Genomic DNA, 23,380 nt, shown 5'->3' on the forward strand with positions numbered 1-23,380 from the left:
CTCGACGGGGCGGCACCGTCGCCCACCCCCGGCTCCGTGACAGTCCACGGGTCCGCCTGCGAAGAGTTGGCCGGTGACTCCGGAGCCGGTGGCTCCGGGGTCGGTGCCTCGTCGGATGACATGCGCGGGTCCCCCTGTGACGTTCCATGCCGTTCTGTGACGGTTTTCCGCCGCACGTGATCGAGACGTACGTTCCGTCATGCTAAGGCCCGGGGTTCGGCGAGCGGGCAGCCGCCTACGATGATCCCCGAGTCATCGATCAGCCGATCACCCGCGTCCCCCGACGCAGACCACGGTCCGGGAGGGACGCCGTTCCGGGGAGGAACCTTGACCGACAACCGCACCACGCACGGCGTGCCCGTCACCCCCGCCGTACCCGGCCCGTCCCCCGCTCCCGACGCCTCCGGCACCCGCGGTCTCCACGCCTTCATCGCCGGCCTGCCCAAGGCCGAGCTGCATGTGCACCACGTCGGCTCCGCATCTCCCCGTATCGTCTCGGAGCTCGCCGCCCGCCACCCCGACTCCAAGGTGCCCAGGGACCCGGAGGCCCTGGTGGACTACTTCACGTTCACGGACTTCGCCCACTTCATCCAGGTGTACCTGTCCGTCGTCGATCTGATCCGTACGCCGGAGGACGTCCGGCTGCTGACGTTCGAGGTGGCACGTGATCTCGCCCGGCAGCAGGTGCGGTACGCCGAGCTGACCATCACGCCGTACTCCTCCACCCGGCGCGGTATCGACGAGTCGGCCTTCATGGAGGCGATCGAGGACGCGCGGAAGGCGGCGGAGGCCGAGTTCGGGACGGTTCTGCGGTGGTGCTTCGACATCCCCGGCGAGGCAGGCCTGGTCTCGGCCGAGGAGACCGTCCGGCTCGCCACCGACGACCGGCTGCGGCCGGAGGGGCTGGTGTCGTTCGGGCTCGGCGGGCCCGAGGTCGGCGTACCGAGGCCGCAGTTCAAGCCGTACTTCGACCGGGCGATCGCGGCCGGGCTGCACTCCGTGCCGCACGCCGGCGAGACCACCGGCCCCGAGACGATCTGGGACGCGCTGAACGATCTGCGCGCCGAGCGCATCGGGCACGGCACCAGCGCGGCCCGCGACCCCGAGCTCCTCGCTCATCTCGCCGAGCGGCGGATCGCCCTGGAGGTCTGCCCGACCTCGAACATCGCGACGCGCGCGGTCCGCACCCTCGACGAGCACCCCGTCAAGGAGTTCGTGCGGGCCGGGGTCCTCGTGACCATCAACTCCGACGACCCGCCGATGTTCGGCACCGACCTCAACACCGAGTACGCGGTCGCCGCCCGCCTCCTCGATCTCGACGAGCGGGGCCTCGCCGACCTCGCGAAGAACGCCGTGGACGCGTCCTTCCTCGACGAGCCCGGCAAGGCCAGCGTCTGCGCCGAGATCGACACCTACACATCGGCCTGGCTGACCCCCTGACCCGATCGGGACCACCCTCACCCATGCGCACCGTGACAGCCGTCGCCCATCGCGGCGCCCCCTACCGCCATCGTGAGAACACGCTCGACTCCCTGCGGGCCGGGCTCCAACTAGGCGCGGACGCCGTCGAGTTCGACGTACGGACCACCCGTGACGGCGTGCCCGTCCTGCTCCACGACTCGACGCTGAACCGGCTCTGGGAGCAGGACCGGCCGCTGTCCGCGCTCTCCGCCGCGGAGCTGCGCGGGCTCACGGCCGACGGGGTGCCGACGCTGGCCGACGCGCTGCTCACCACCGAGGACAGCCGGGTGATGGTCGACCTGCCGGGCGCGGCCGACCCACGCGCGGTGCGACAGGTGCTGGGCGTCGTACGGGAGTGCGAGGCCGAGGAGCGCGTCTACTACAGCGCCGACCCAGCCACCCTGTTGGTCGTCCGGGCCGCCGCCCCCACCGCAGAGATCGCCCTCACCTGGAAGACCTCGGCGCCACCCCGGCCCGCCCTCCTGGAAGCCGTGCGCCCCCGCTGGCTCAACTACCGCTTCGGTCTGATCACCCACGCCCTGGCCGACCGCGTCCACCGCGACGGCTACCTCCTCTCCGCATGGACCCCGGACACCCGCCGCTCCATGCGCCGCCTGATCGACCTGGGCGTCGACTCCATCACCACCAACCGGGTCGACGCCCTGTGCGCGCTGAGGCGGCACCCTTGAGCCGAGGCCGACCAGAGCGCCCCCCAGGGGCGCCGGGAACCGTGCGGTCGTCCACGACACGCCGGCGAGCCACTACACCTCCGACCGCTGGGCCACGGTCGCCGCGTCCTTTGGCGTCTCCCGCGTGACGTACTGCGGCACCGGCGCCGAGTCCTTGCCATCGTCACGGACGAGACCGTAGCGTCGGGCACCCCGGTCGGGGCCGTGAGTGACGTCCTCGGTGATGGCGTCCCAGGTGGAGGGGGCGACGGTGATGCCGTAGTCGGCGCCGCGTTCGTTCTGCGTGAGGGTGACCGTGCCGTCGAGGTAGAAGTACTCGTTCTGCCACATCTGCTGGGTGCCGTCGGGAAGGACGGTGTATCCGGTGTCGGGGCCGCCCATGCCGGAGGTCCTGCCGTCGGCGGACACGGGGTCGTCCATGCGGCGACCGCCGCCCGAGGCGACATGGAAGAGCTTGCCCCGCAGACCGGTCCAGGACGGCATGACCAGGGCGCCTGCCCGGTACTGGGGCGAGATCTGCCAGCGGACGAGGACATAGCCCTCACCTGTGAAGGTCACGCTGTCGCCACGGTGGTTCATCACGGTCCGTGCGCCACCGCTGCTGGTGAGGCCGGACTCGGGCCGGCGTGGGAGGGCACCGGGCGGGGTGTCCGGGGCCGGCGCCTCGTCCACGGCGTCGACGACACTGCCGTACAGGTCCTCGTCCTCCTTCTTCGCCGACGACGCGGAGGGGGACGGCGAAGGCGACGGCGCGGTGCGGGGTGCCCGGGGGCCGGGGACCGGCGCGGCGGGCGGGCGGGCCGTGCTCAGCGTGGTGGGGGCGGCCTGCGGGGCCCGCTCGCCCGGCGTCTGCGTCACCACGTACGCACCCCCGGCGACGATCGTCGCGCTCGCCGTCACCGCGACGGCCGGCTTGGCGAGGACGCCGAGCACCTTGGCGGACCAGCCCACCGAGGCGGTCGCGGCGGTCGCCGCCACGGCTGTCTTCCCACCGAACGCCAGGGACAGGGTGAAGCCGACGGGGACGGGGACCAGGGCCAGCCCCACGAGGAGCCGCTCGGCAGGCACGACGACCTCGCCGGGACCCTCCCGGACGTCGCAGCGGACGCAGCCCCGGATGTGCCGGGCGATGCGCTTGCGCCACACCGAGTCGGGCTGCCCGCGCCAGCGGGCGGTGACCCGGCCCAGCTCCGCGCAGGAGGAGTCGAGGGCCCGGACGATGCCGCGCGCGGTTTCGAGGCGGGCCTTCATCCGCTGCACCCGCACCGCGGCGTGCTGCCGGCTGATGCCTACGGCGGCGGCGAGTTCACGCCGGGTGAGTTCGCCCGCGACCTCCAGCCACCACAGCGACAGCAGTTGCCGGTCCTCGTCGTCGAGCCAGCGGACCGCTTCCGCGACCTCGCGCCGCTGACCCTCCAACTGCAACCGCAGGACGGTCAGTTCGGCGAAGTCGGCGGCGCCGTGGGCATCGCTGTCCTCGAGCGGGTCGGCGGTGCGGCGGCGGGCCCGGTCCCGTATCTGCCGCATCGCGATCGCGACGAGCCAGGAGCGGAAGCTGTCCGGATCGCGCAGCGTGTCGAGATGGTCGACGGCGCGCAGCATGGTCTCCTGCACGACGTCGTCGACGTCGGCGTGGCCGTTGAGGGCCCGGCCGACGACGTTGTAGACGAGGGGCAGCCAGCCCTCGACCAGCTCGTCGAGGGCGCGCCGGTCCCCCGCCTGCGCGGCCGCGATGGTGGAACGCCACTGCCGCCCGTCCACATACGTTCCTTCCGGTCCTGCTGGGTTCACCCTGATCACTCGGCTGCGTTCCGTACCTTCTCAGCCATTCCTGCGACGCGGGGAACCTCCGAGGCGGAGATCACACTGCTCATACGGCTCACTCCCGCATGTGGGGAAACAGGGGGCGCCTACGGAGACGGTGTGGAGGCGGCCGGGATAACAGTTTCCCGGTCCCGTCCCGTCGAGCACCGACCCACAGGGGCAGCACGGGACACCCCGGGGCCCGTCGGACGGGACAGGCCCCGGGGTGAGGTCGTCGGGTGGTCAGGCGCCGGGTATCGAGCGGATCGCGGCGATGTCGAACTGCAGGCGCACCTTCTCGCTCACCATGGCACCGCCCTCCGCGAGTCGCTGGTTGTAGGTGAGGCCCCATTCGGAGCGATTGATGGTGGTCGTCCCGTCGAATCCGACTCGCTCATAACCGAACGGGTCCATGACGTGTCCTAGATAGGTGAGTTCCAGGTCGACGGGGCGAGTGACGCTTTTGATGGTGAGTTCACCGGACATGCGATAGACATCGTTGCCGACCGGCCGCACCGCCGTACTGACGAAGCGCATGCTCGGATGGTGGGCGGCGTCCAGGAAGTCGCGGCCCATCAGATGGGCATCGCGCTGTTCCACACCGGTGTCGACGGACGCGGTGGACAGAACGATCTCGGCGCGTGAACGAGAGGGATCACGACCGTCGAAGTAGAGCCGGCTCTGGTACTCCGTGAACGCCCCGCGCACGGTCGTCACCAAGGCATGACGGACGGAGAAACCGATACGGCTGTGCGCCGCGTCGATCATCCATTCGCCGGTCAGCATCGCCAGGGTGGGATCGGACGGGCCGGTGGGAGTGGAAGCCGTTGACTCGTGGGGGAGTTGTGAGGCTGTGGGGGCTGCCGAGCGGCGCACGGACGCAGCACGGGTGAACAGGTTCATGATTCACGTAACTACGGCACGAAGGATTCCACCGCAACCCTTCGGCGACCGATCCCGCGAACCCGAATCGGTATCGAAAGGCTGATAAAGCAGCACCGCGCCACGGACAATTGCACTATCTCCACAGCGCCCTCACCAATCGCCCGCCACAATTCACTCGAGGGTGGCCGTAATTCGACCACGAAATCAGTGGCCGGAATCAGTGCTTCTGCGAGCCGGACCCACCATGCCGACACGATCCGGTGCACCGCGAGCGGCGCCCGCAAGCACCTTTCGACGTCCGCGTACCGTTCTAAAGCCCCACGATCCCGTTCCACCGCCGCGCGAACTCCTGACGTTCCGCCGGCGTGATGTCGCGGGCGATCGCCAGGCGGGTGCGCATGGTGTCGTCGGGGAAGATCAGGGGGTCTTCGGCGAGGGCCGCGGTGTCCGCGTCCCCGGCGGAGGCGAGGATGTCGCGGGCGGCGGGGACGGGGCAGACGTAGTTGACCCAGGCGGCGAGCCGGGCGGCGACCTCGGGGTCGTAGTAGTGGTCGACGAGGCGTTCGGCGTTGGCCTTGTGGCGGGCGAGGTTGGGGATCATCAGGGACTCGGACCAGAGTTCTGCGCCCTCCTCGGGCACCACGAACCGGATGTCCGGGTCGTCGACCTGGAGTTGCACGACGTCGCCGGAGTACGCCTGGCAGGCGAGGACATCGCCGCTGGAGAGGTCCTTGATGTAGTCGTTGCCCGTGACCGGCGCCGACGCGGGCGTCGACCTGGTCGCAGACCGTGTGGAAGTCGTCCGCCGTCCAGCGTGTGACATCGACGCCGTTGCCCTGCATGAGCAGCGCGAACGCCTCGTCGAGGCCGGAGAGCAGGGTGACCCGGCCCTTCAGGTCGTCCGCCCACAGGTCCGAGACCCGCCGTATCTCGCGGCCGACCTTCCGGCGGTTGTACGCGATGCCGGTGATCCCCGACTGCCAGGGCACGGTGAACCCCCGGCCGGGGTCGAAGGCGGGCGAACGCAGCTGGGGGTCGAGGTACTCGGTGACGTTCGGCTGACGCGTCCGGTCCATCTCCTGCACCCACCCCAGCCGTACGAAGCGGGCGCACATCCAGTCACTGAGTACGACGAGGTCGCGCCCCGTCGACCGGTGGTTCATCAGGGCCGGGCTGACCTTGCCGAAGAACTCGTCGTTGTCGTTGATCTCCTCGGCATAGTCCACGGCGATCCCGGTCCGCCTCTCGAAGGCCTCCAGCGTCGGCCGCCGCGTATCGTCCTCGTCGTCCGTGTCGATGTACAACGGCCAGTTCGCCCAACTGAGCCGCTTGTCCCGGGCCGAGAGATCGACAGCGGCCCGGTCCCCGGGCGCCACGTACGCAGCGGGAACCCCACACCCCGCCAGTCCGCCGAGAACCGCGCCCGCACCGAGAACGCGCAGCAATGAGCGACGGGAGAGGGGACGGCGGCCACCGGTGATCTGCGGCAGGGACATCAGGGCAGCATGCCGGTAAGGAGCGGGCCCGGGCAACGAAGGCGAACGACACGGCGGACGGACCGGATCGAAGCCGCGGCCCGCCCGCTTCTGCACCGTGGCGGTGGCGGCGCGGGCCGAGGACGACGCCCCACCATCACATCCGTACGACGGCTACGGGTTCCCCGGCCCGCCCGACCCCCGCCCGCCGACATCCGTCAGCCCAGGGACGTCAGCCCAAGGACGTCAGCCGAGGGACGTCAGCCGAGGGACGTCATCACGTGCTTGATCCGCGTGTAGTCGTCGAACCCGTAGCCCGACAGATCCTTGCCGTACCCCGACTTCTTGAACCCGCCGTGCGGCATCTCGGCGACCAGCGGAATGTGGGTGTTGATCCACACGCACCCGAAGTCCAGCGCCTTCGACATCCGCATCGCCCGTGCGTGGTCCTTCGTCCACACCGACGACGCGAGCGCGTACTCGACCCCGTTGGCCCAGCCGACGGCCTGGTCCTCGTCCGCGAACGACTGGACCGTGATGACCGGTCCGAAGACCTCGTTCTGGATGATCTCGTCGTCCTGTTTCAGCCCGGAGACGACGGTAGGCGCGTAGAAGTAGCCCATTTCGCCGACCTGGTGACCGCCCGCCTCGACCTTGGCGTGTGCGGGCAGTCGCTCGATGAAGCCGGACACCTGCTTGAGCTGGTTGGGGTTGTTGAGCGGCCCGTACAGCACGTCCTCGTCGTCCGGCTGCCCGGTCTTCGTCTCGGCCGCCGCCTTCGCGAGAGCGGCCACGAACTCGTCGTGGATGGACTCCTGGACGAGGACGCGGGTCGCGGCCGTACAGTCCTGCCCGGCGTTGAAGAAGCCCGCCACCGAGATGTCCTCGACGGCCTTGGGGATGTCGGTGTCGGCGAAGACGACGACCGGCGCCTTGCCGCCCAGCTCCAGGTGGACGCGCTTGACGTCCTTGGACGCGGACTCGGCGACCTGCATACCCGCGCGCACCGAACCCGTGATCGAGGCCATCGCCGGAACCGGGTGCTCGACCATCATCCGCCCGGTGTCACGGTCCCCGGTGATGACGTTGAAGACACCCTTCGGCAGGATCGCCCCGATGATCTCCGCCATGAGCACGGTCGACGCCGGGGTCGTGTCCGACGGCTTCAGCACGACCGTGTTGCCCGCGGCGATCGCCGGCGCGAACTTCCACACGGCCATCATCATCGGGTAGTTCCAGGGCGCGACCTGGGCGCAGACACCGACCGGCTCGCGGCGGACGATCGAGGTCATCCCTTCCATGTACTCGCCGGCCGACCGGCCCTCCAGCATCCGCGCGGCACCCGCGAAGAAGCGGATCTGGTCCACCATCGGTGGGATCTCCTCGGACCGTGTGAGCCCGATCGGCTTGCCCGTGTTCTCCACCTCGGCGGCGACGAGTTCCTCGGCCCGCTCCTCGAACGCGTCGGCGATCTTCAGCAGGGCCTTCTGCCGCTCGGCCGGGGTCGTGTCCCGCCAGGCCGGGAACGCGGCCTCGGCGGCGGCCATCGCCGCGTCGACGTCGGCCTGGCCGGACAGGGGCGCGGTCGCGTAGGCCTCGCCGGTCGCGGGGTTGACCACCTCCGTGGTCCGTCCGTCGACGGCGTCACGGAATTCCCCGTCGATGTAGTTGCGCAGACGACGCAGCTCGGTGCTCACTGCCGGCCCTCCAGAGGTCGATGTCCCGGTACGGGTGTCCAGGCTCGCGTTCCAGGGGTGGGTGTCCATCCCTTGAGACACCACCCTAATCGGCCGCCCCACGTTTTCAACACCCCCAACGGCACGCCGACTGCGAAATCCGCATACTTCAAGCCCACAGACAACGAATTTCATCAGTTCAGCCTTGCGGAACTGTTGATACGTCGTGCACAGTGAGCGCGTGGCCAGTCGAAGCGCAGACCCCGAAGACTCCAAGGAGCCCAGGAAGCACTCCAAGGAGCCCAGGAACGGCACTCCGCAGTTGGACGCCGTCTCCCTCGCCATCGTCGAGCAACTCCAGGAGGACGGCCGGCGGCCGTACGCCGCGATCGGCAAGGCAGTCGGCCTCTCCGAGGCGGCCGTGCGCCAGCGGGTCCAGAAGCTGCTCGACCAGGGCGTGATGCAGATCGTCGCCGTCACCGACCCGCTCACCGTGGGCTTCCGCCGGCAGGCGATGCTCGGCATCAACGTCGACGGTGACCTGGATCCCGTGGCGGACGCCCTGACGGCCATGTCGGAGGTCGAGTACCTCGTGATCACCGCCGGGTCCTTCGACCTGATGGTGGAGGTCGTCTGCGAGGACGACGACCACCTCCTGGAGGTCATCAACAAACGCATCCGGACCCTGCCCGGCGTGCGGTCGACCGAGAGTTTCGTCTACCTCAAGCTCAAGAAGCAGACCTACATGTGGGGAACCCGATAACCGTGAGGACGCGATAGCCGTGAGCCCCAAGGACCTCAGCCAGACCGCGTACGACCACCTGTGGATGCACTTCACCCGCATGTCCTCGTACGAGAACTCCCCGGTCCCCACCATCGTCCGGGGCGAGGGCACCTACATCTACGACGACAAGGGCAAGCGGTACCTGGACGGTCTCGCGGGTCTGTTCGTGGTCCAGGCGGGCCACGGCCGCACCGAGCTGGCGGAGACCGCGTTCAAGCAGGCGCAGGAGCTGGCCTTCTTCCCGGTGTGGTCCTACGCCCACCCCAAGGCAGTCGAACTGGCGGAACGCATCGCCTCGTACGCACCCGGCGACCTGAACAAGGTCTTCTTCACCACCGGCGGCGGCGAGGCGGTCGAGACCGCGTGGAAGCTCGCCAAGCAGTACTTCAAACTCCGGGGCAAGCCAACCAAGTACAAGGTCATCTCCCGCGCGGTCGCGTACCACGGCACCCCGCAGGGCGCCCTGTCCATCACCGGCCTGCCGGCCCTCAAGGCACCCTTCGAGCCGCTGGTGCCGGGCGCGCACAAGGTCCCGAACACCAACATCTACCGCGCCCCGATCCACGGCGACGACCCCGAGGCCTTCGGCCGCTGGGCCGCTGACCAGATCGAGCAGCAGATCCTCTTCGAGGGCCCGGACACGGTCGCCGCCGTCTTCCTGGAGCCGGTGCAGAACGCGGGCGGCTGCTTCCCGCCGCCACCCGGTTACTTCCAGCGGGTCCGCGAGATCTGCGACCGGTACGACGTGCTGCTGGTGTCGGACGAGGTCATCTGCGCCTTCGGCCGGCTCGGCACGATGTTCGCCTGCGACAAGTTCGGCTACGTCCCGGACATGATCACCTGCGCCAAGGGCATGACGTCGGGCTACTCCCCGATAGGCGCCTGCGTCGTCTCGGACCGTGTGGCCGAGCCCTTCTACAAGGGCGACAACACCTTCCTGCACGGCTACACCTTCGGCGGCCACCCGGTGTCGGCGGCGGTCGGCCTCGCCAACCTCGACCTGTTCGAGCGCGAGGGCCTCAACCAGCACGTACTCGACCACGAGGGCGCGTTCCGGTCCACGCTGGAGAAGCTGCACGACCTGCCGATCGTCGGCGACGTCCGGGGCAACGGCTTCTTCTACGGAATCGAGCTGGTCAAGGACAAGGCGACGAAGGAGAGCTTCGACGCCGACGAGACCGAGCGCATCCTCTACGGCTTCCTGTCGAAGAACCTGTTCGAGAACGGTCTGTACTGCCGTGCCGACGACCGGGGCGACCCGGTCGTGCAACTCGCCCCGCCGCTGGTCTCCGACCAGTCGACCTTCGACGAGATCGAACAGATCCTGCGCGCGACGCTGACGGAGGCGTGGACCCTGCTGTAGGCCTCCGGCGACACCGCCCGCACCCTGCCGCCCGCTCCTCAAACGGCCCGGGACACACCCATCCGAGTGAGATCGGGGCGTCCCGGGCCGTGTGCTGTCCGACGCCTGCCACCCTGACTCCCTAGCGTGCCCCTGTAACCGATCGGCCCTGCCTTCGTTCCCCCGGAAGGGGGACTCCCCCGGCAATCCTGATCCGAACCGAGGTGTACGCCCATGGTGGCCCCGCCGGACAACGACGTGCTCTGGGCACGTGGTCTGACCTACGCGCACGACGGCTCGCCCGCGCTGCAAGGCGTGTCGCTGAGCGTCCGCGAGGGCGAGATCATCGCCGTCACGGGCCCGCGCGGCAGCGGCAAGACCACGCTCCTGCGCTGCCTGTCCGGACAACTGCGAGCCCAGCGGGGCGAGGTGTGGTTCAACAGCGTTCCCGTGCACAGGATGGGCTCGCTCGCCCGTGAACGGCTGCGCCGGGACAACTTCGGCTGGATCGACCCCGAGCCGGTCCTCGTCCCCGAACTGAACGCCTGGGAGAACACCGCCCTGCCCCTGATGCTGCGCGGCATCGGCCGCCGGGCCGCCAAGGCCGCCGCCCTGGAGTGGCTGGAGCGCCTCGACGTTCGCGACTCGTCCCGCAAGCGTCCGCACGCACTCCTGCAGAACGAGCGCCAACGGGTGGTCGTCGCCCGCGCGCTGATCGCCGCCCCCGCCGTGCTCTTCGCGGACGAGCCGACCGCCCCGCTGCACCGCGCGGAACACACCCATGTGCTGCGCACCCTCACCACGGCCGCCCGCTCCCACCACATCACCGTCGTCCTCGCCACCCATGACCCCGACACGGCCTCCCTCGCGGACCGCACGGTCTCCCTGCTCGACGGCCGACAGGTGAGAACCGTCCACCTGCCGTCACCCCCCGAAGCCGTCGTCCGCCCCACCGACGAGGACACAGGCCGGCCCTCCCCCGCCAGGGGAGGCCGGCACATGACCGAACATGCAGGCCACCCCCCAACCGACCCAACCGACAGGACCCGCCGCCCCACCGCAGCGGCAGCCGGCCGCCCGAGCACAGCGGAAGGTGGCCGCCCCACCACAGCAGGAGGTGGCCGCCCCACCACAGCAGGAGGTGGCCGCCCCACCACAGCAGGAGGTGGCCGACTGTCCACCGAGCGGGGAGCGCGACCCACCGCCGACGCGGACCGGCGGTCGACCACCGAGCGGGGAGCACGACCCACCCCCGACGCGTACCGCCGGTCGACCACAGAAGACGAAGGCCGAGCCGCAGCCGCAGCAGGCCATCGCCTCACCACCGAGAACGACGGACGCCCCGCCCCCGATCCAGATCGCCGGTCGACCACCGAAGGACGGCGCCGACTTACAGCCGCAGGGGGTGATCGAGTGGCCGCCGAGCCGGGAGGACGTCCCACCGTGGGAGGGGGCCGTCGGCCCACCGCCGCAGGGGCGGGCCGTGTGCCCGCCGAGCGGGGCGAGCGGCCCGCCGTCGACGGGGACCGTCTGTCCGCCCGCGAAGGCAAGGACCGGCCCGTCGCCGAGGAGAGAGGCCGACTCACCGCCGCTCAGGCGCAACGATCCGCCGACGAGCCGGAGGGTCGACCCACTGCCCCAGCGGCAGGTCGCTCCGCCTCCCCACAGGCAGGCCGCCCCACCGCTCCACAGGCAGGCCGCCCCACCGCTCCACAGGCAGATCGGCCCCCCGCCAAAGGCGAAGGTGGCCCCGCAGCCGGTGCGGAACGGCCGACGGCAGCCGGTGCCGACCAGCCGGTCATTGCCGGTGCGGGACGGCCGACGGCAGCCGGTGTGGAACGGCCGGTCACCGCCGGTGCCGACCAGCCGACCCCAACCAGCGCCGACCAACCGGTCACCACCAGCGCGGCACAGCCGACCCCAACCAGCGCCGACCAACCGGTCATCGCCGGTGGGGGACGGCCGACCGTCTCCGGGGGAGGAGGCCGGGCCGCGTGCTCGCTCTCCGCCTAGCCCGCCGGGCCCACCCGGTCGTCCAGATCCGCCGCCTCCTGGTCACCGCAGCGACCGCCGGCACGGGGTTTCTGCTGCTCTGCGCCCTCGGGCACGCCATGGCCCACCCGCACGCCCCGGCAGGCTCGGTGCTCCGCCTCGCGTGGTGCGCCGCGCCCGCCGCCGCCACCGTGTACTTCGCGGTGACGGTGGCCCGCACCGACCCAGGCACCCGCCCCCGCCCCGGTCTGTCCGCCATCGGTCTCGGGCCCGGCCGGCTGATGGCCATCTCGGCGGTCACCACGGCCCTGTCCACCGTCCTCGGCTCGCTGCTGGCCCTGTTCTTCTTCCTCCACCTGCGCGGTGACCTCACGGGCACGCCCTTCGACGGCGCCGCGACCGATGCCCTCGCCGCCGGGCACCCCCTGCCGCTGCCGGCCGCCCTCACCCTCCTCTCCCTGGTTCCGGCCGTCTCCTCCGTGACGACCGCGCTCGTCCTGCGCCCCAAGGACACCCGGGCCCGCCCCGCAGGCCTCCGGACGCGCTTCATGGTGTACGACACCTTCGACATCCGCAGGCGGGCCGTGTGCCCGGCGGGTGCGACGCGGTACGAGGAGGAGCCGGACGAGGAGACAGCCGAACCACTGGAGCCTGCGGACCCGCCGGCCCCGCGCCCCGCACCCGGCGGCCTCCCCTGGGGCGTCGCCGTGCTCGCCGCCGGCCTCGCCGTGGAGCTGTACGCGGCAGACTCCGACCCCGGCACCGGCCTCACGCTCCCCGGCGGCCTCGCGAACAGTCCCGCCGGAGTCCTCGGCGGGTGGCTGCTCACCGCGCTCGGACTCATCCTCGCCGGGCCGGGGCTGACCCACCTCACCGGTCGGCTGCTCCAGGCAGTGCGCCCCGGCGCACTGCGGCTGCTCGCCGGGCGCGTGCTCCAGGAAGAGGGCAGGCGCATCGGGCGCCCGCTCGGGGTGGTGTGCGCGGTCGCCTCCGGCGCGTACGCCATGGTGACGCTGTCCTCCGGCGCACGCCCGACGGTCGGTCCGCTCACGCTGCTGGGCGCGCTCGTGGTCGCCGGCTGCGCCGTGCTCACCCTTGCCACCGCCGCCGTCGAGGCCCGGCGGGCGCACGCGGACACCACGGCCGCGCTGTTGCGGCTGGGAGCGCCCAACGCGCTGCCCCGGCAGGCGGCCCTGCTCCGCGCGGGCGCCCTGATCGCCGTCTTCGGCCCGCTGACCTGGACGGTCGCCGAGCTGGCGGCGCTGCCGCTGGCCACTTGAGCCTCCTCCACCCCACTCCCGAGGGCGCCGGAGAACTCGTACGGAAAAAAATCCGCGAGAGGCGATGAGTTTCGCGAGGGCCCGCGGTCTACCCCTCCGAACCGACTGAAACGACCGGAAGAGGCCACGCCATGAGCCAGACGTACCAGCAGATGATCTTCGTCAACCTGCCCGTGAACGACCTCGACGCCTCGAAGAAGTTCTTCACGGAGCTCGGATACTCGCTCAACCCCCAGTTCAGCGACGAGAACGCGGCCTCCGTCGTGATCAGCGACACCATCGTGGCGATGCTGCTCACCAAGCCGTTCTACGCCTCGTTCACCAAGAAGGAGATCGCGGACGCCACGAAGACCAGCGAGGTGATGCTCTGTCTGAGCGCGGAGAGTCGCGAGAAGGTGGACGAGCTGGTCGAGAAGGCGGTCGCCGCCGGCGGTACCGCGTCGGAGAAGGTCCAGGAGATGGACTTCATGTACGGCCGCGCCTTCGACGACCTCGACGGCCACACCTGGGAGGTCGTGTGGATGGACCCGGCCGCGATCGAGGGCTGAAGGCTCCGCTCGTCCACCGCGCCCCGTAAAGGGGCGCGGGGAACCACTCGAGCAACCACCCACCCACCCGCGGCCCGCCGGCCACAGTCGCCCCCACCCCAGAGGCGCCCGACCGCCCAGCGGAGCGCCCTAGCATGGGCGGGTGCAGACGATGCCCGCCCACGCGGCCCACCACGACGACCACGAGATCGAGACGATCGAGGAGTTCGATGCCACGGTTTCGGCACGCGGCACACTCGCCGGATTCCGTCTGCAGGCAGTCGACCTGACGGACCGTACGCGTGAGCTGCTCGCCACCAGTACGGCGGGAGCCGTCTTCCTCGGCTGCGCGATGCGCGAGGAGGCGGCGGCGAAGATCCGCGCGGACGGCGCCCTGGTCTTCCCTCCCGTCCCGGGCCTGCCCTTCGATCCGTACCGTGGGTTGCTCTACTCCCCCGACGAACTCTTCGCGTCCCTGACGGACGGCTACGAGGCGACACCCGACGCCCTCTCGTACGCCTGGTTCCAACGCACCAAGGCCGACCGGGACGTGTTCGCCTCCCTGCTGCGCGCCGTGCACGACGACTCCGTCTCGGATGCCCTCGACGAACTCCTGGTCGGCGCGCGGGTGGTGGGCGTGATGGGCGGCCATGTGATGGCGCGCGGCACCGAGGCCTACGAGGGCGCCGCCCGCCTCGGTCGCACCCTCGCCCGCTCCGGCCTCACGGTGGCCACCGGCGGCGGTCCGGGCGCCATGGAGGCCGCGAACCTGGGCGCCTACGCGGCCCCCTACGACGACGAGATGCTCGCCGAGTCGCTTCGACTCCTCGCGAAGGCACCGAAGTTCACGCCGTCGATCACCGAGTGGGCGAGCGCCGCCTTCGACGTGCGCGCCCGCTGGCCGAAGGGCGGCGTCTCCGTCGGCATCCCCACCTGGTTCTACGGCCATGAGCCGCCGAACCCGTTCGCTTCGCACATCGCCAAGTACTTCGCCAACGCCACCCGCGAGGACGGCCTCCTCGCCCGCTCGAACGCCGGCATAGTCTTCCTGCCCGGCGCGGCAGGAACGGTCCAGGAGATCTTCGACAACGCGACCCCCAACTACTACGAATCGCGTGGTGAACCGACCCCCATGGTCCTCGTCGACCGCTCCCACTGGACGGAAAGACTGCCGACCTGGCCACTGCTCCAGGCACTCGCGCACGGACGTTCGATGGAGGCCCGGATCGCCCTGGTGGACCACATCGAGGAGGCCCCGGAAGCCTTGGCACGTCTCGGGAGCTGAGCGGCGGCGTCGCCGAGCGGAGTGCAGGCGTCCGTTTGGTTCATCAGTGGGCAAAGCCAACCGCTCGGACACTTCTTCGGATTGACAGTACTTATCGCGCACTTATAAACCTGTGAGGCACATGGGGAAGCCGCTGTGCTCGCGGCCCTCCGTCACCCCCACTCCCCCGTGCTTCCCGTGAAGGGCAATCGTGTCCATATCTCTGCGTACCGCGCGAACTTCGCGCTCCCTCGGTGTCGCATTCGCGTCCGCCGCACTCGTGTTCGGCGCCGCGGGCAATGCCATGGCCTGCAGCATCAAGGACTTCTCCGCCGTCGCCGCGTGCGACGGCGACAAGGGCGTCATCCGCGTGACCGACGTGGACCCGCTGGGTGTCAAGGCCGAAATCACGGTTTACCTGGAGAACAACGGGGCCGATCTGCGCATGGTCGGCAGCAAGACGATCGAGAACTCCACCGCCGAGGGTGTCACCGTCACCTTCGAGGAGGACTGGGAGCCCAACGCCGAGTACCGCATCCACGTCACGGCGGAGGACTACGTCGACGAGGACATCAAGCCGAACCTGATCGCCCCCGCCGAGGACTGCGAGAAGGAGGCGGACACCCCGCCGGCCGCCCAGGGCAACCCGGAGAAGCCCGCCGAGGACAAGGGCAAGGACAAGGAACAGGAGAAGGACAAGGGCGAGCCGTCCCGGACCAAGACCTCTCCGACCCCCTCGGCCCCGCAGGGCTCCACCGCCACAGGCGGCAGCGACAACAACGCCCCGTCCCCCGAGGGCGACTCCAACCTCGCCGAGACCGGTGCCGACTCCCACACCGGGCCCATCGCCGCTTTCGCGGCCGCCCTGGTCGCCCTCGGTGCCGGTGCCGTGTACTACAGCATGCGGCGGCGAGGGGCCTCCACCCGCTGAGCCCCGCGCCAAGCCGTGGCCCGTACCTCTCACCGGCACTTTCCAGGGGTACGGGCCTCACATCTCCCCGTCGCTCATCCGAAAGTCGCCCGCCGCAGCCAGAAGTCCAGCAGCTTCCGGTCCCCCAGCACCTCCAGCTGCCCACCGTCCGGCGGGAGTCGCCGGTAGAAGGCGAGCAGCACCTCGGTGAGGGGGCCGCGCAGCGCGACCGTGGCCTTCTCGTGGCCGCGCCGCCAGCGCACGACGTCCTCGGTCAGCTCGACAACCCACTCGGCGTTGAGTTGCTCGTCCGTGTCGGTGGCGTGGAGGTGGATGCTGCGCCCCGGGCCGCGCAGTTCGGCCGCCTCGTCGTCCGGCTCGGTTCGCTGGACGAACTCGACGATCTCCAGCCACTCGTCGATCGCGTCGGCGGCGATCTCCGGCGCCACCTCCACCCGCCGTCCGACGGTGAGCGCGGCGTCGGCTCCGTGGACGACCTGTTCATGGGCCATCCGGCGGGCCCAGAACCCGGCGCTGCGCTCCCAGCCCCACGACCACACCGGCGCCTCGGGCCCCGCCTCGCGCAGCGTGGTCACGGTGATCTCACCGGTCTCCGCGAGCCAGGCGTCCAGCGCGTCCGGGTCCCCGTGTTTCTCGGGGCCCTCGTAGAACGGTACGTCGGTCTCGGGCACCTCTTCCTCCGACCGGGTCCGTACGTTCAGTTCGACCCAGCGCAGGGCGCCGCCGGTGTGCCGTACGAGCTGTTCCAGCGACCACTCGGGGCAGGTCGGGACGGTTGCCGACAGATCGGCGCCGGAGGTCACGATGTCCCTCAACTGCCGTACCTGGAGCGCGATCTCGGCGCAGTAGCGGTCATGGCGGGCCTGGGGTTCCTGCGTAAGCGTTGGCATCACGCCGCACCCTATGCGGCCGGACCGGCTCCCAGCACCACGATTTCCGCCCTGTCGAAGCTCACTCCGACCTCGTCCCCTGGCTGGGGCGCGTCCCGCAGCGCGCACGCCGCCTCCAGGCGCGGCCCGGCCCCGGGCTGAAGGTGCACGGCGACATGAGTGCCCCGGAAGGTGCGGGCGACAACCGTGCAGCGAAGCCCGTCGGCCGCGTCGACCAGCAGCACACCGGCGGGCCGCACGAGCAGCGCGCACGCCCCCTGCGCCGAGCCCTCCGGCACCGGCAGCCTGCCCCAGGCCGTGTCCGCGACCGACCCGGTCACCCTCGCGCCGACCACGTTGTCGAACCCCAGGAAACGGGCCACGAACTCGTCCGCCGGCCGCTGCCACACCTCCAGGGGTGTACCGGACTGGGCGATCCGCCCGTCCCGCATCACCACGACTCGGTCGGCCAGCGCGAACGCCTCCCCCTGGTCGTGGGTGACCGCCAGCACTGTCGTCCCCAACTCGGCGAACAGCTCCCTGAGTTCCACGACGAGCCGCTCCCGAAGCGACCGGTCGAGCTGGCCGAGGGGCTCGTCGAGCATCAACAGCCGGGGGCGCGGGGCGAGCGCACGCGCCAGCGCGACTCTCTGCTGTTCACCGCCGGACAGCTCCCCGACACGGCGGCGCGCGGCCCCGGGCAGTCCGACCAGCTCCAGCAACTCCTGTACACGTGCGACGCGTTCGGCCTTCGCCGCGCCGTGCATACGCGGCCCGAAGGCGACGTTTCCGGCCACGTCCCGCTGGGGGAAGAGCTGGTGGTCCTGGAACATCAGGCCCACACCGCGCTTGTGCGCGGGCACGCCCGCCTGGTCGCGTCCGTCGAGCGACACCCGTCCTCCGTCGAGGGGCTGGAGCCCGGCGACCACCCGCAGCAGCGTCGACTTGCCGCTGCCGCTGGGCCCCAGCACACACACGATCTCGTGCTCGGCGACCGCCAGACCGACCGCGTCGAGCACGGGACGCCCGTCGAACCGTACGGTCGCGTCCTCCAGAGTGAGCAGCATCAGAACTCCCCCGTGCGATCGGTACGGATGCGCTCCAGCACCAGCAGGGCCACCGCGCACACCACCATCAGAATTGTCGAAAGGGCCATGGCCTGGCCGTAGTTGAGGTCTCCGGGCCGTCCGAGCAGCCGGGCCACGGCGACCGGCAGCGTCGGGTTGTCGGCGCGCGCGATGAACACGGTCGCGCCGAACTCCCCGAGGGACACGGCGAAGGCGAACCCGGCCGCCACCAGCAGCGCCCGCCGCACCATCGGCAGATCCACCTCACGCCACACCCGCCACGGCGACGCCCCGAGCACGGCCGCCGCCTCCCGCAGCCGTTCGTCCACGGCCCTCAGCACGGGCAGCATGGTGCGTACGACGAAGGGGACACCCACCAGGGCCTGGGCGAGCGGCACCAGGATCCAGGAGGACCGCAGATCCAGCGGCGGCTCGTCCAGCGCGATCAGGAACCCGAAGCCGACGGTCACCGCGGAGACCCCGAGCGGCAGCATCAGCAGCGCGTCGAAACCCCGGACCAGCCGGCCGGCCCGCCGGGTCAGCGCGGCCGCGGCGAGCCCGCCGATCACCAGGGCGATGAGGGTCGCCGCCAGCGCGTAGCGGAGCGAGTTGCCGACCGCCTCGATCGGCGCCACCAGGAAGATCCCGCCGTCGTCGCCGGTCAGCGCCTTGTAGTAGCCGAATCCTGGCGCGTCGAGCGAGCGCTCGACGAGGACGCCCAGCGGCAGCAGGATCAGTACGACGACCGTGGCGAGGACCAGACCCAGCAGCGCCCACTGCCCGGCCCCGCGCGGCCGCCTCGCCGTCAGCGACGCGTCCACGAGCCGCAGCGCGGTCTCCCGTCGCCGTACGGTCCACGCGTGCACTGCGAGGATCAGTCCGACCGCGACGAACTGCACCAGTGTCAGGACGGCCGCCGCCGGCAGGTCGAAGATCTCCGAGGTCTGCCGGTAGATCTCCACTTCGAGCGTGGAGAAGGTCGGCCCGCCGAGGATCTGCACCACCCCGAACGAGGTGAAGGTGAAGAGGAAGACCATCAGCGCGGCGGCGGCCACGGCGGGCGCGAGCGCCGGGAGCGTCACCCTCCGCCACGCGGCCGACGGCGAGGCCCCGAGCATCCGGGCGGCCTCCTCCTGCCGCGGATCGAGCTGCGCCCACAGCCCACCCACGGTCCGGACGACGACCGCGTAGTTGAAGAACACATGCGCGAGCAGGATCGCCCAGACGGTCGTGTCCAGCCGTACGCCCCACAGCTCGTCGAGCAGCCCGCCCCGTCCGACCAGCGCCAGGAACGCCGTCCCCACGACAACGGTGGGCAGCACGAACGGCACGGTGACGACCGCCCGCAGAATCTCCTTGCCCCTGAAATCGAAGCGCGCGAACACATACGCGCCGGGGAGCGCGATCAGCAGTGTGAGCGCGGTCGAGACGAGCGCCTGCCAGGTGGTGAACCACAACACGTGCCGGATCCCGGAGTCCCCCAGTACCTCCGCGATCCGCCCGAACTGCCAGATTCCGTCGACACGCAGCCCCCGCTCGACGATCGCGGCGACAGGATAGGCGAAGAACAACCCGAAGAACGCGACGGGCAGCGCCATGAGCGCGAGCCGCGCGGCGCTCCCCGAACGGGTCTTCCGCCCAGGGGCCTTCGCCACCTCGGCGGTCGCCTTCGCCATCTGGGTGGACGCCTTCTCTACTTCAGTACCAGCGACGTCCACGACTTGACCCACTGGTCACGGTTCTCGGCGATCTTCTCCGGTGCCATGGTCTCGGGGTCCTTCGCCGCGGGCCCGTACTCGGTGAACTCGGCGGGTACGGACACACCCTCGACCACCGGGTACACGAACATGTTGAGGGGCATGTCCTCCTGGAACTCCTTCGAGATCAGGAAGTCGATCAGCGCCTTGCCGCCTTCGGCGTTCTTCGCGTTGCTCAGCAGCCCCGCGAACTCGATCTGCCGGAAGCAGGTGCCGGTCGCGACACCAGTGGGCGCGGTCTTCGGACGCGGGTCCGCGTAGACGACCTCGGCGGGCGGCGAGGAGGCGTACGACACGACGAGCGGCCGGTCGCCGCCGGCCTTCTTGCCGTCCGTCGACCCGGAGAACTCCTGGTAGTAGGCCTGCTCCCAGCCGTCGACGACCTTCACGCCGTTGGCCTTGAGCTTCTCCCAGTAGCCCTCCCACCCGTCGTCGCCGTACTGCGCGGCCGTCCCGAGCATGAATCCGAGGCCGGGCGAGGAGGTGGAGGCGTTCTCGGTGACGAGCAGGTCCTTGTAGGCGGGCTTGAGGAGATCGTCGAACGACTTCGGCGGCTCGATCTTCTTCTCGCTGAAGTACGCCTTGTCGTAGTTGACGCAGATGTCACCGGAGTCGATGGGCGTGACCCGGTGCTGGTCCTTGTCGAGCTGGTACGCGGCGCCGACCTTGTCGAGCCCCTTCGCCTCGTACGGCTGGAAGAGGCCGTTGTCGAGCGCGCGGGACAGCAGCGTGTTGTCGACGCCGAAGAAGACGTCACCCTGCGGATTGTCCTTGGTCAGGATCGCCTGGTTGACGGCCTGCCCGGCGTCCCCGCTCTTGAGGACCTTGACCTTGTACCCGGACTCCTTCTCGAACGCCTTCAGCACGTCCTTGGAGTAGGCGAAGGAGCCGTGGCTGACGAGGGTCACGGTCTTGGAGCCGCCACCGCCGCTCGCATCGGATCCGGACGAGCCGCACGCGGACAGCGTGACCAGGCCCAGCCCGACGGCCAGAACCGTCGCCTTCTTGGTGATGCCCACTGATGTGATGCCCACTGATGTGATTCCTCCTGGGTTGACCAGGAAGAGACGCGGCCCTGCCCGGGACTCCGCGGAGGATTCCCGGGCAGGGCGCAACAGCTTGAGTGATGACCGAACTTCCTACCCAGAATGACCTGGGCGAGGTTCAGAGGGTCTGCGGCCCGAATGCCGCACTCTCAGCGCTGTGGCGCTCCCCTGCCGGAATATGAAAATGTGTACGGGGGTCAGAGTACCCCGTGGCCGAAAGTCGACTCCTGCCGGCAACCACGGTCGGCCCCCGGTCACCTCTCGGTGGCCGCCAGTTGCCCGCACGCCCCGTCGATCTCCTGGCCCCGTGTGTCCCGGATGGTCACCGGCACCCCATGGGCGGCGATGGCCTCCACGAACGCCTTCTCATCCTCGGGCCGCGAGGCGGTCCACTTCGAGCCCGGCGTCGGGTTCAGCGGAATCAGGTTCACATGCACCGGCCTGCCCTTCAGCAGCCGGCCCAGCCGGTCACCGCGCCATGCCTGGTCGTTGATGTCCCGGATCAGCGCGTACTCGATGGACAGCCGCCGCCCGGACTTGGCCGCGTACTCCCATCCGGCGTCCAGCACCTCGCGCACCTTCCACCGGGTGTTCACCGGCACGAGGGTGTCGCGCAGCTCGTCGTCGGGGGCGTGCAGCGAGATCGCGAGCCGGCACTTGAAGCCCTCGTCGGCGAACCGGTGGATGGCAGGCACGAGCCCGACCGTCGACACGGTGATCCCGCGCTGGGACAGCCCCAGCCCGTCCGGCTCGGGATCGGTGAGCCGGCGAATGGCCCCCACGACCCGGTTGTAGTTGGCGAGCGGCTCGCCCATCCCCATGAAGACGATGTTGGAGAGCCGCGCCGGCCCACCCGGGATCTCCCCGTCCCGGAGCGCCCGCATCCCGTCGACGATCTGATGGACGATCTCGGCGGTGGAGAGGTTCCGGTCGAGTCCCGCCTGCCCCGTGGCACAGAACGGGCAGTTCATGCCGCACCCCGCCTGCGAACTGATGCACATCGTCACCCGGTCCGGGTACCGCATCAGCACCGACTCGACAAGCGTCCCGTCGAACAGCCGCCACAACGTCTTGCGGGTGGTCTCCTGGTCGGTCGACAGATGCCGCACGACCGTCATCAGCTCCGGAAGCAGCGCCTCCTGCAGCTTGGAGCGCGCACCCGCGGGGATGTCGGTCCACTGGTCCGGGGCGTGCGCGTACCGCGCGAAGTAGTGCTGCGAGAGCTGCTTGGCACGAAACGGCTTCTCACCGATCGCGGCAACAGCCTCCTTACGCTCCACAGGCGTGAGATCGGCAAGATGCCGCGGCGGCTTCTTGGCTCCGCGGGGGGCGACGAATGTGAGTTCTCCGGGCTTCGGCATAACCCTCCCAGTGTCGCAGATCAACTCGGGGAGCCCAGGCCAGAGCGGGGTGGGGGTGGTCACCTGTGGGTGCCGACTGTCGGCGTTGGTCGGCTTCGGACGGCCCAGGGACGGCCCAGACCCGGCGCTTAGAAGATGCGGGCAAGTCTTGATGGGGTGGCCCGTCGGCACTCTGCCGCTATTGTGCCGGGCCGCCGAGCGCCGCGGCCGTCCGTCGTCGTTGCCGTCAGCGAGCCTGCCATGATCGTGTACTGATCAGCCCTCTGGCTGACCAGCTCAGATGCCGTGGGCCTCTGTCGTTGTCGGTCGACGTCGGTTGACCTCGCACAGCCCAGAGACAGCCCGGACCTCCTGGCCGGCCGCATGACCTCTTCGTCCCGAAGCAACTTGGATGGGCTTGTGAGGTAAACGGGTGATGCGTGAGAACAAAACGGTCACTGCCGCGTTGGGCAGGGCGTCCATGGATAAACCCTGGTCGCTACTACTGGAGGTTCACATGCGCCTTGGCACGAAGACCGCCCTACTCAGTGCAGCGATCGGCGCGCTGACCGTCTCCGCCGTGGGCAGCGCCCACGCTGAGGATCTCCCCCCGGGGCACAATCAGGAATCCAGGCCCTCGCACGCCGGAGAGTCCCACCACGGCCACTCCGACGACCCGCTCCATGTCAAGAAGCATCACCTCAAGAAGTACTTCAGCAGGGTCGAGGAAACCAGTCAGCCCGCCCCCGTCGCCGTCGTACCGGTTCCGGCGGACGCTCTGTGCAGCCAGTCCGTCACTACTAGCGGTGGGGACGCGACAACTGGGGATGCGGCCGCTACGGGCGGGGCAGCAACCACCACCGCTACGCAGACCCAGACATGCAACATCACGGTGAACCTGCCGCCGGTCGGTTCGGGCGACTCAAATCAAATCAGGACGGAGACCCGCACGCAGAGCTTCATCGAAGAGGACCACACGGAGATCCGTCGCTGAATCCGACTGAGTGATATCGGGCCGGTCAGGTGTGCGGCGGTTCGCATTCCTACCGGACGCCCTGCCACGTGAAAGCGCGAGGTTAGCAAGCAGCTAGGTTGGCGGAGCGGCTTTGGGCTGGAGCTGCTTTGGGGCGAGTGATCATGGCCCCGTAAGCTGATGGCGAGTCGGGCAGTCAGTGGACCTGCCCGTAAAGCA

17 protein-coding genes, 2 pseudogenes and 1 riboswitch are annotated in these 23,380 nt (G+C 70.1%); of the genes and pseudogenes, 10 read left to right on the plus strand and 9 right to left on the minus strand.

The window, feature by feature from the left end:
- Nucleotides 1–354: 354 nt before the first annotated feature.
- Both ACFY9I_RS36200 and ACFY9I_RS36205 read left to right on the plus strand, forming a co-directional pair.
- Nucleotides 355–1,440: an adenosine deaminase gene (locus ACFY9I_RS36200; protein ID WP_391009845.1), complete on the plus strand. Its 1,086-nt coding sequence runs from the start codon at nt 355–357 to the stop codon at nt 1,438–1,440.
- Between the two features lie 23 nt (nt 1,441–1,463).
- Nucleotides 1,464–2,150 (plus strand): glycerophosphodiester phosphodiesterase family protein, encoded by a 687-nt coding sequence (locus tag ACFY9I_RS36205; RefSeq protein ID WP_391009792.1) that lies wholly within the window; start codon nt 1,464–1,466, stop codon nt 2,148–2,150.
- A gap of 72 nt (nt 2,151–2,222) precedes the next feature.
- On the opposite strand, the gene ACFY9I_RS36210 is transcribed toward ACFY9I_RS36205, so the two are convergent.
- From ACFY9I_RS36210 to ACFY9I_RS36225, 4 genes and pseudogenes are all read right to left on the minus strand, one after another.
- A complete protein-coding gene (locus ACFY9I_RS36210; protein ID WP_391009795.1) occupies nt 2,223–3,911 on the minus strand; it encodes a sigma-70 family RNA polymerase sigma factor in 1,689 nt (562 codons plus the stop codon).
- Between the two features lie 285 nt (nt 3,912–4,196).
- Nucleotides 4,197–4,856 (minus strand): YceI family protein, encoded by a 660-nt coding sequence (locus ACFY9I_RS36215; RefSeq protein WP_391009798.1) that lies wholly within the window; start codon nt 4,854–4,856, stop codon nt 4,197–4,199.
- Between the two features lie 292 nt (nt 4,857–5,148).
- Nucleotides 5,149–6,334, minus strand: a pseudogene (locus tag ACFY9I_RS36220) (PotD/PotF family extracellular solute-binding protein).
- Between the two features lie 239 nt (nt 6,335–6,573).
- Nucleotides 6,574–8,010: an aminobutyraldehyde dehydrogenase gene (locus tag ACFY9I_RS36225; RefSeq protein WP_391009799.1), complete on the minus strand. Its 1,437-nt coding sequence runs from the start codon at nt 8,008–8,010 to the stop codon at nt 6,574–6,576.
- A 205-nt stretch (nt 8,011–8,215) separates the two neighbouring features.
- On the opposite strand from ACFY9I_RS36225, the gene ACFY9I_RS36230 reads away from it, so the two are divergent.
- The 7 genes and pseudogenes from ACFY9I_RS36230 to ACFY9I_RS36260 all read left to right on the plus strand — a co-directional run bounded on the left by ACFY9I_RS36230 (nt 8,216) and on the right by ACFY9I_RS36260 (nt 16,109).
- Nucleotides 8,216–8,752, plus strand: coding sequence for an Lrp/AsnC ligand binding domain-containing protein (locus ACFY9I_RS36230; RefSeq protein ID WP_391009802.1), 537 nt, complete (start codon nt 8,216–8,218; stop codon nt 8,750–8,752).
- Nucleotides 8,753–8,771: 19 nt separating this feature from the next.
- The gene (locus ACFY9I_RS36235; RefSeq protein ID WP_391009805.1) at nt 8,772–10,136 is read left to right on the plus strand and encodes an aspartate aminotransferase family protein; all 1,365 of its coding nucleotides are present in this window, start codon (nt 8,772–8,774) and stop codon (nt 10,134–10,136) included.
- 213 nt (nt 10,137–10,349) lie between these two features.
- A pseudogene (locus ACFY9I_RS36240) lies at nt 10,350–11,051 on the plus strand (ABC transporter ATP-binding protein); the annotation flags it as partial.
- A 1,058-nt stretch (nt 11,052–12,109) separates the two neighbouring features.
- Nucleotides 12,110–13,387 carry a hypothetical protein gene (locus ACFY9I_RS36245; RefSeq protein WP_391009807.1) on the plus strand — a complete coding sequence of 426 codons (1,278 nt, stop codon included), beginning with the start codon at nt 12,110–12,112 and terminating at the stop codon, nt 13,385–13,387.
- A gap of 131 nt (nt 13,388–13,518) precedes the next feature.
- A complete protein-coding gene (locus ACFY9I_RS36250; protein ID WP_391009810.1) occupies nt 13,519–13,935 on the plus strand; it encodes a VOC family protein in 417 nt (138 codons plus the stop codon).
- A 142-nt stretch (nt 13,936–14,077) separates the two neighbouring features.
- A complete protein-coding gene (locus ACFY9I_RS36255; protein WP_391009812.1) occupies nt 14,078–15,199 on the plus strand; it encodes an LOG family protein in 1,122 nt (373 codons plus the stop codon).
- A gap of 190 nt (nt 15,200–15,389) precedes the next feature.
- Nucleotides 15,390–16,109, plus strand: coding sequence for an LAETG motif-containing sortase-dependent surface protein (locus ACFY9I_RS36260; protein WP_391009815.1), 720 nt, complete (start codon nt 15,390–15,392; stop codon nt 16,107–16,109).
- A gap of 74 nt (nt 16,110–16,183) precedes the next feature.
- Here the strand turns inward: ACFY9I_RS36260 and ACFY9I_RS36265 are convergent, their stop codons facing one another.
- From ACFY9I_RS36265 to rlmN, 5 genes are all read right to left on the minus strand, one after another.
- Nucleotides 16,184–16,999, minus strand: coding sequence for a maleylpyruvate isomerase family mycothiol-dependent enzyme (locus ACFY9I_RS36265; RefSeq protein ID WP_391009818.1), 816 nt, complete (start codon nt 16,997–16,999; stop codon nt 16,184–16,186).
- A gap of 11 nt (nt 17,000–17,010) precedes the next feature.
- A complete protein-coding gene (locus tag ACFY9I_RS36270) occupies nt 17,011–18,045 on the minus strand; it encodes an ATP-binding cassette domain-containing protein (protein WP_391009821.1) in 1,035 nt (344 codons plus the stop codon).
- Nucleotides 18,045–19,721: an ABC transporter permease subunit gene (locus tag ACFY9I_RS36275; protein ID WP_391009824.1), complete on the minus strand. Its 1,677-nt coding sequence runs from the start codon at nt 19,719–19,721 to the stop codon at nt 18,045–18,047. Before ACFY9I_RS36275 ends, ACFY9I_RS36270 begins: the two co-directional genes overlap by 1 nt.
- Nucleotides 19,722–19,738: 17 nt before the next feature.
- A complete protein-coding gene (locus ACFY9I_RS36280; protein WP_391009848.1) occupies nt 19,739–20,821 on the minus strand; it encodes a thiamine ABC transporter substrate-binding protein in 1,083 nt (360 codons plus the stop codon).
- Nucleotides 20,822–20,920: 99 nt separating this feature from the next.
- Nucleotides 20,921–21,028, minus strand: a riboswitch (TPP riboswitch).
- Between the two features lie 74 nt (nt 21,029–21,102).
- The gene (rlmN, locus tag ACFY9I_RS36285) at nt 21,103–22,209 is read right to left on the minus strand and encodes a 23S rRNA (adenine(2503)-C(2))-methyltransferase RlmN (protein ID WP_391009827.1); all 1,107 of its coding nucleotides are present in this window, start codon (nt 22,207–22,209) and stop codon (nt 21,103–21,105) included.
- 415 nt (nt 22,210–22,624) lie between these two features.
- Between rlmN and ACFY9I_RS36290 the strand changes: the two genes are divergently transcribed.
- Nucleotides 22,625–23,182: a hypothetical protein gene (locus tag ACFY9I_RS36290; protein WP_391009830.1), complete on the plus strand. Its 558-nt coding sequence runs from the start codon at nt 22,625–22,627 to the stop codon at nt 23,180–23,182.
- Nucleotides 23,183–23,380 lie beyond the last annotated feature (198 nt).

The organism is Streptomyces sp. NPDC012510 (assembly GCF_042955065.1).
Lineage (GTDB): Bacteria > Actinomycetota > Actinomycetes > Streptomycetales > Streptomycetaceae > Streptomyces.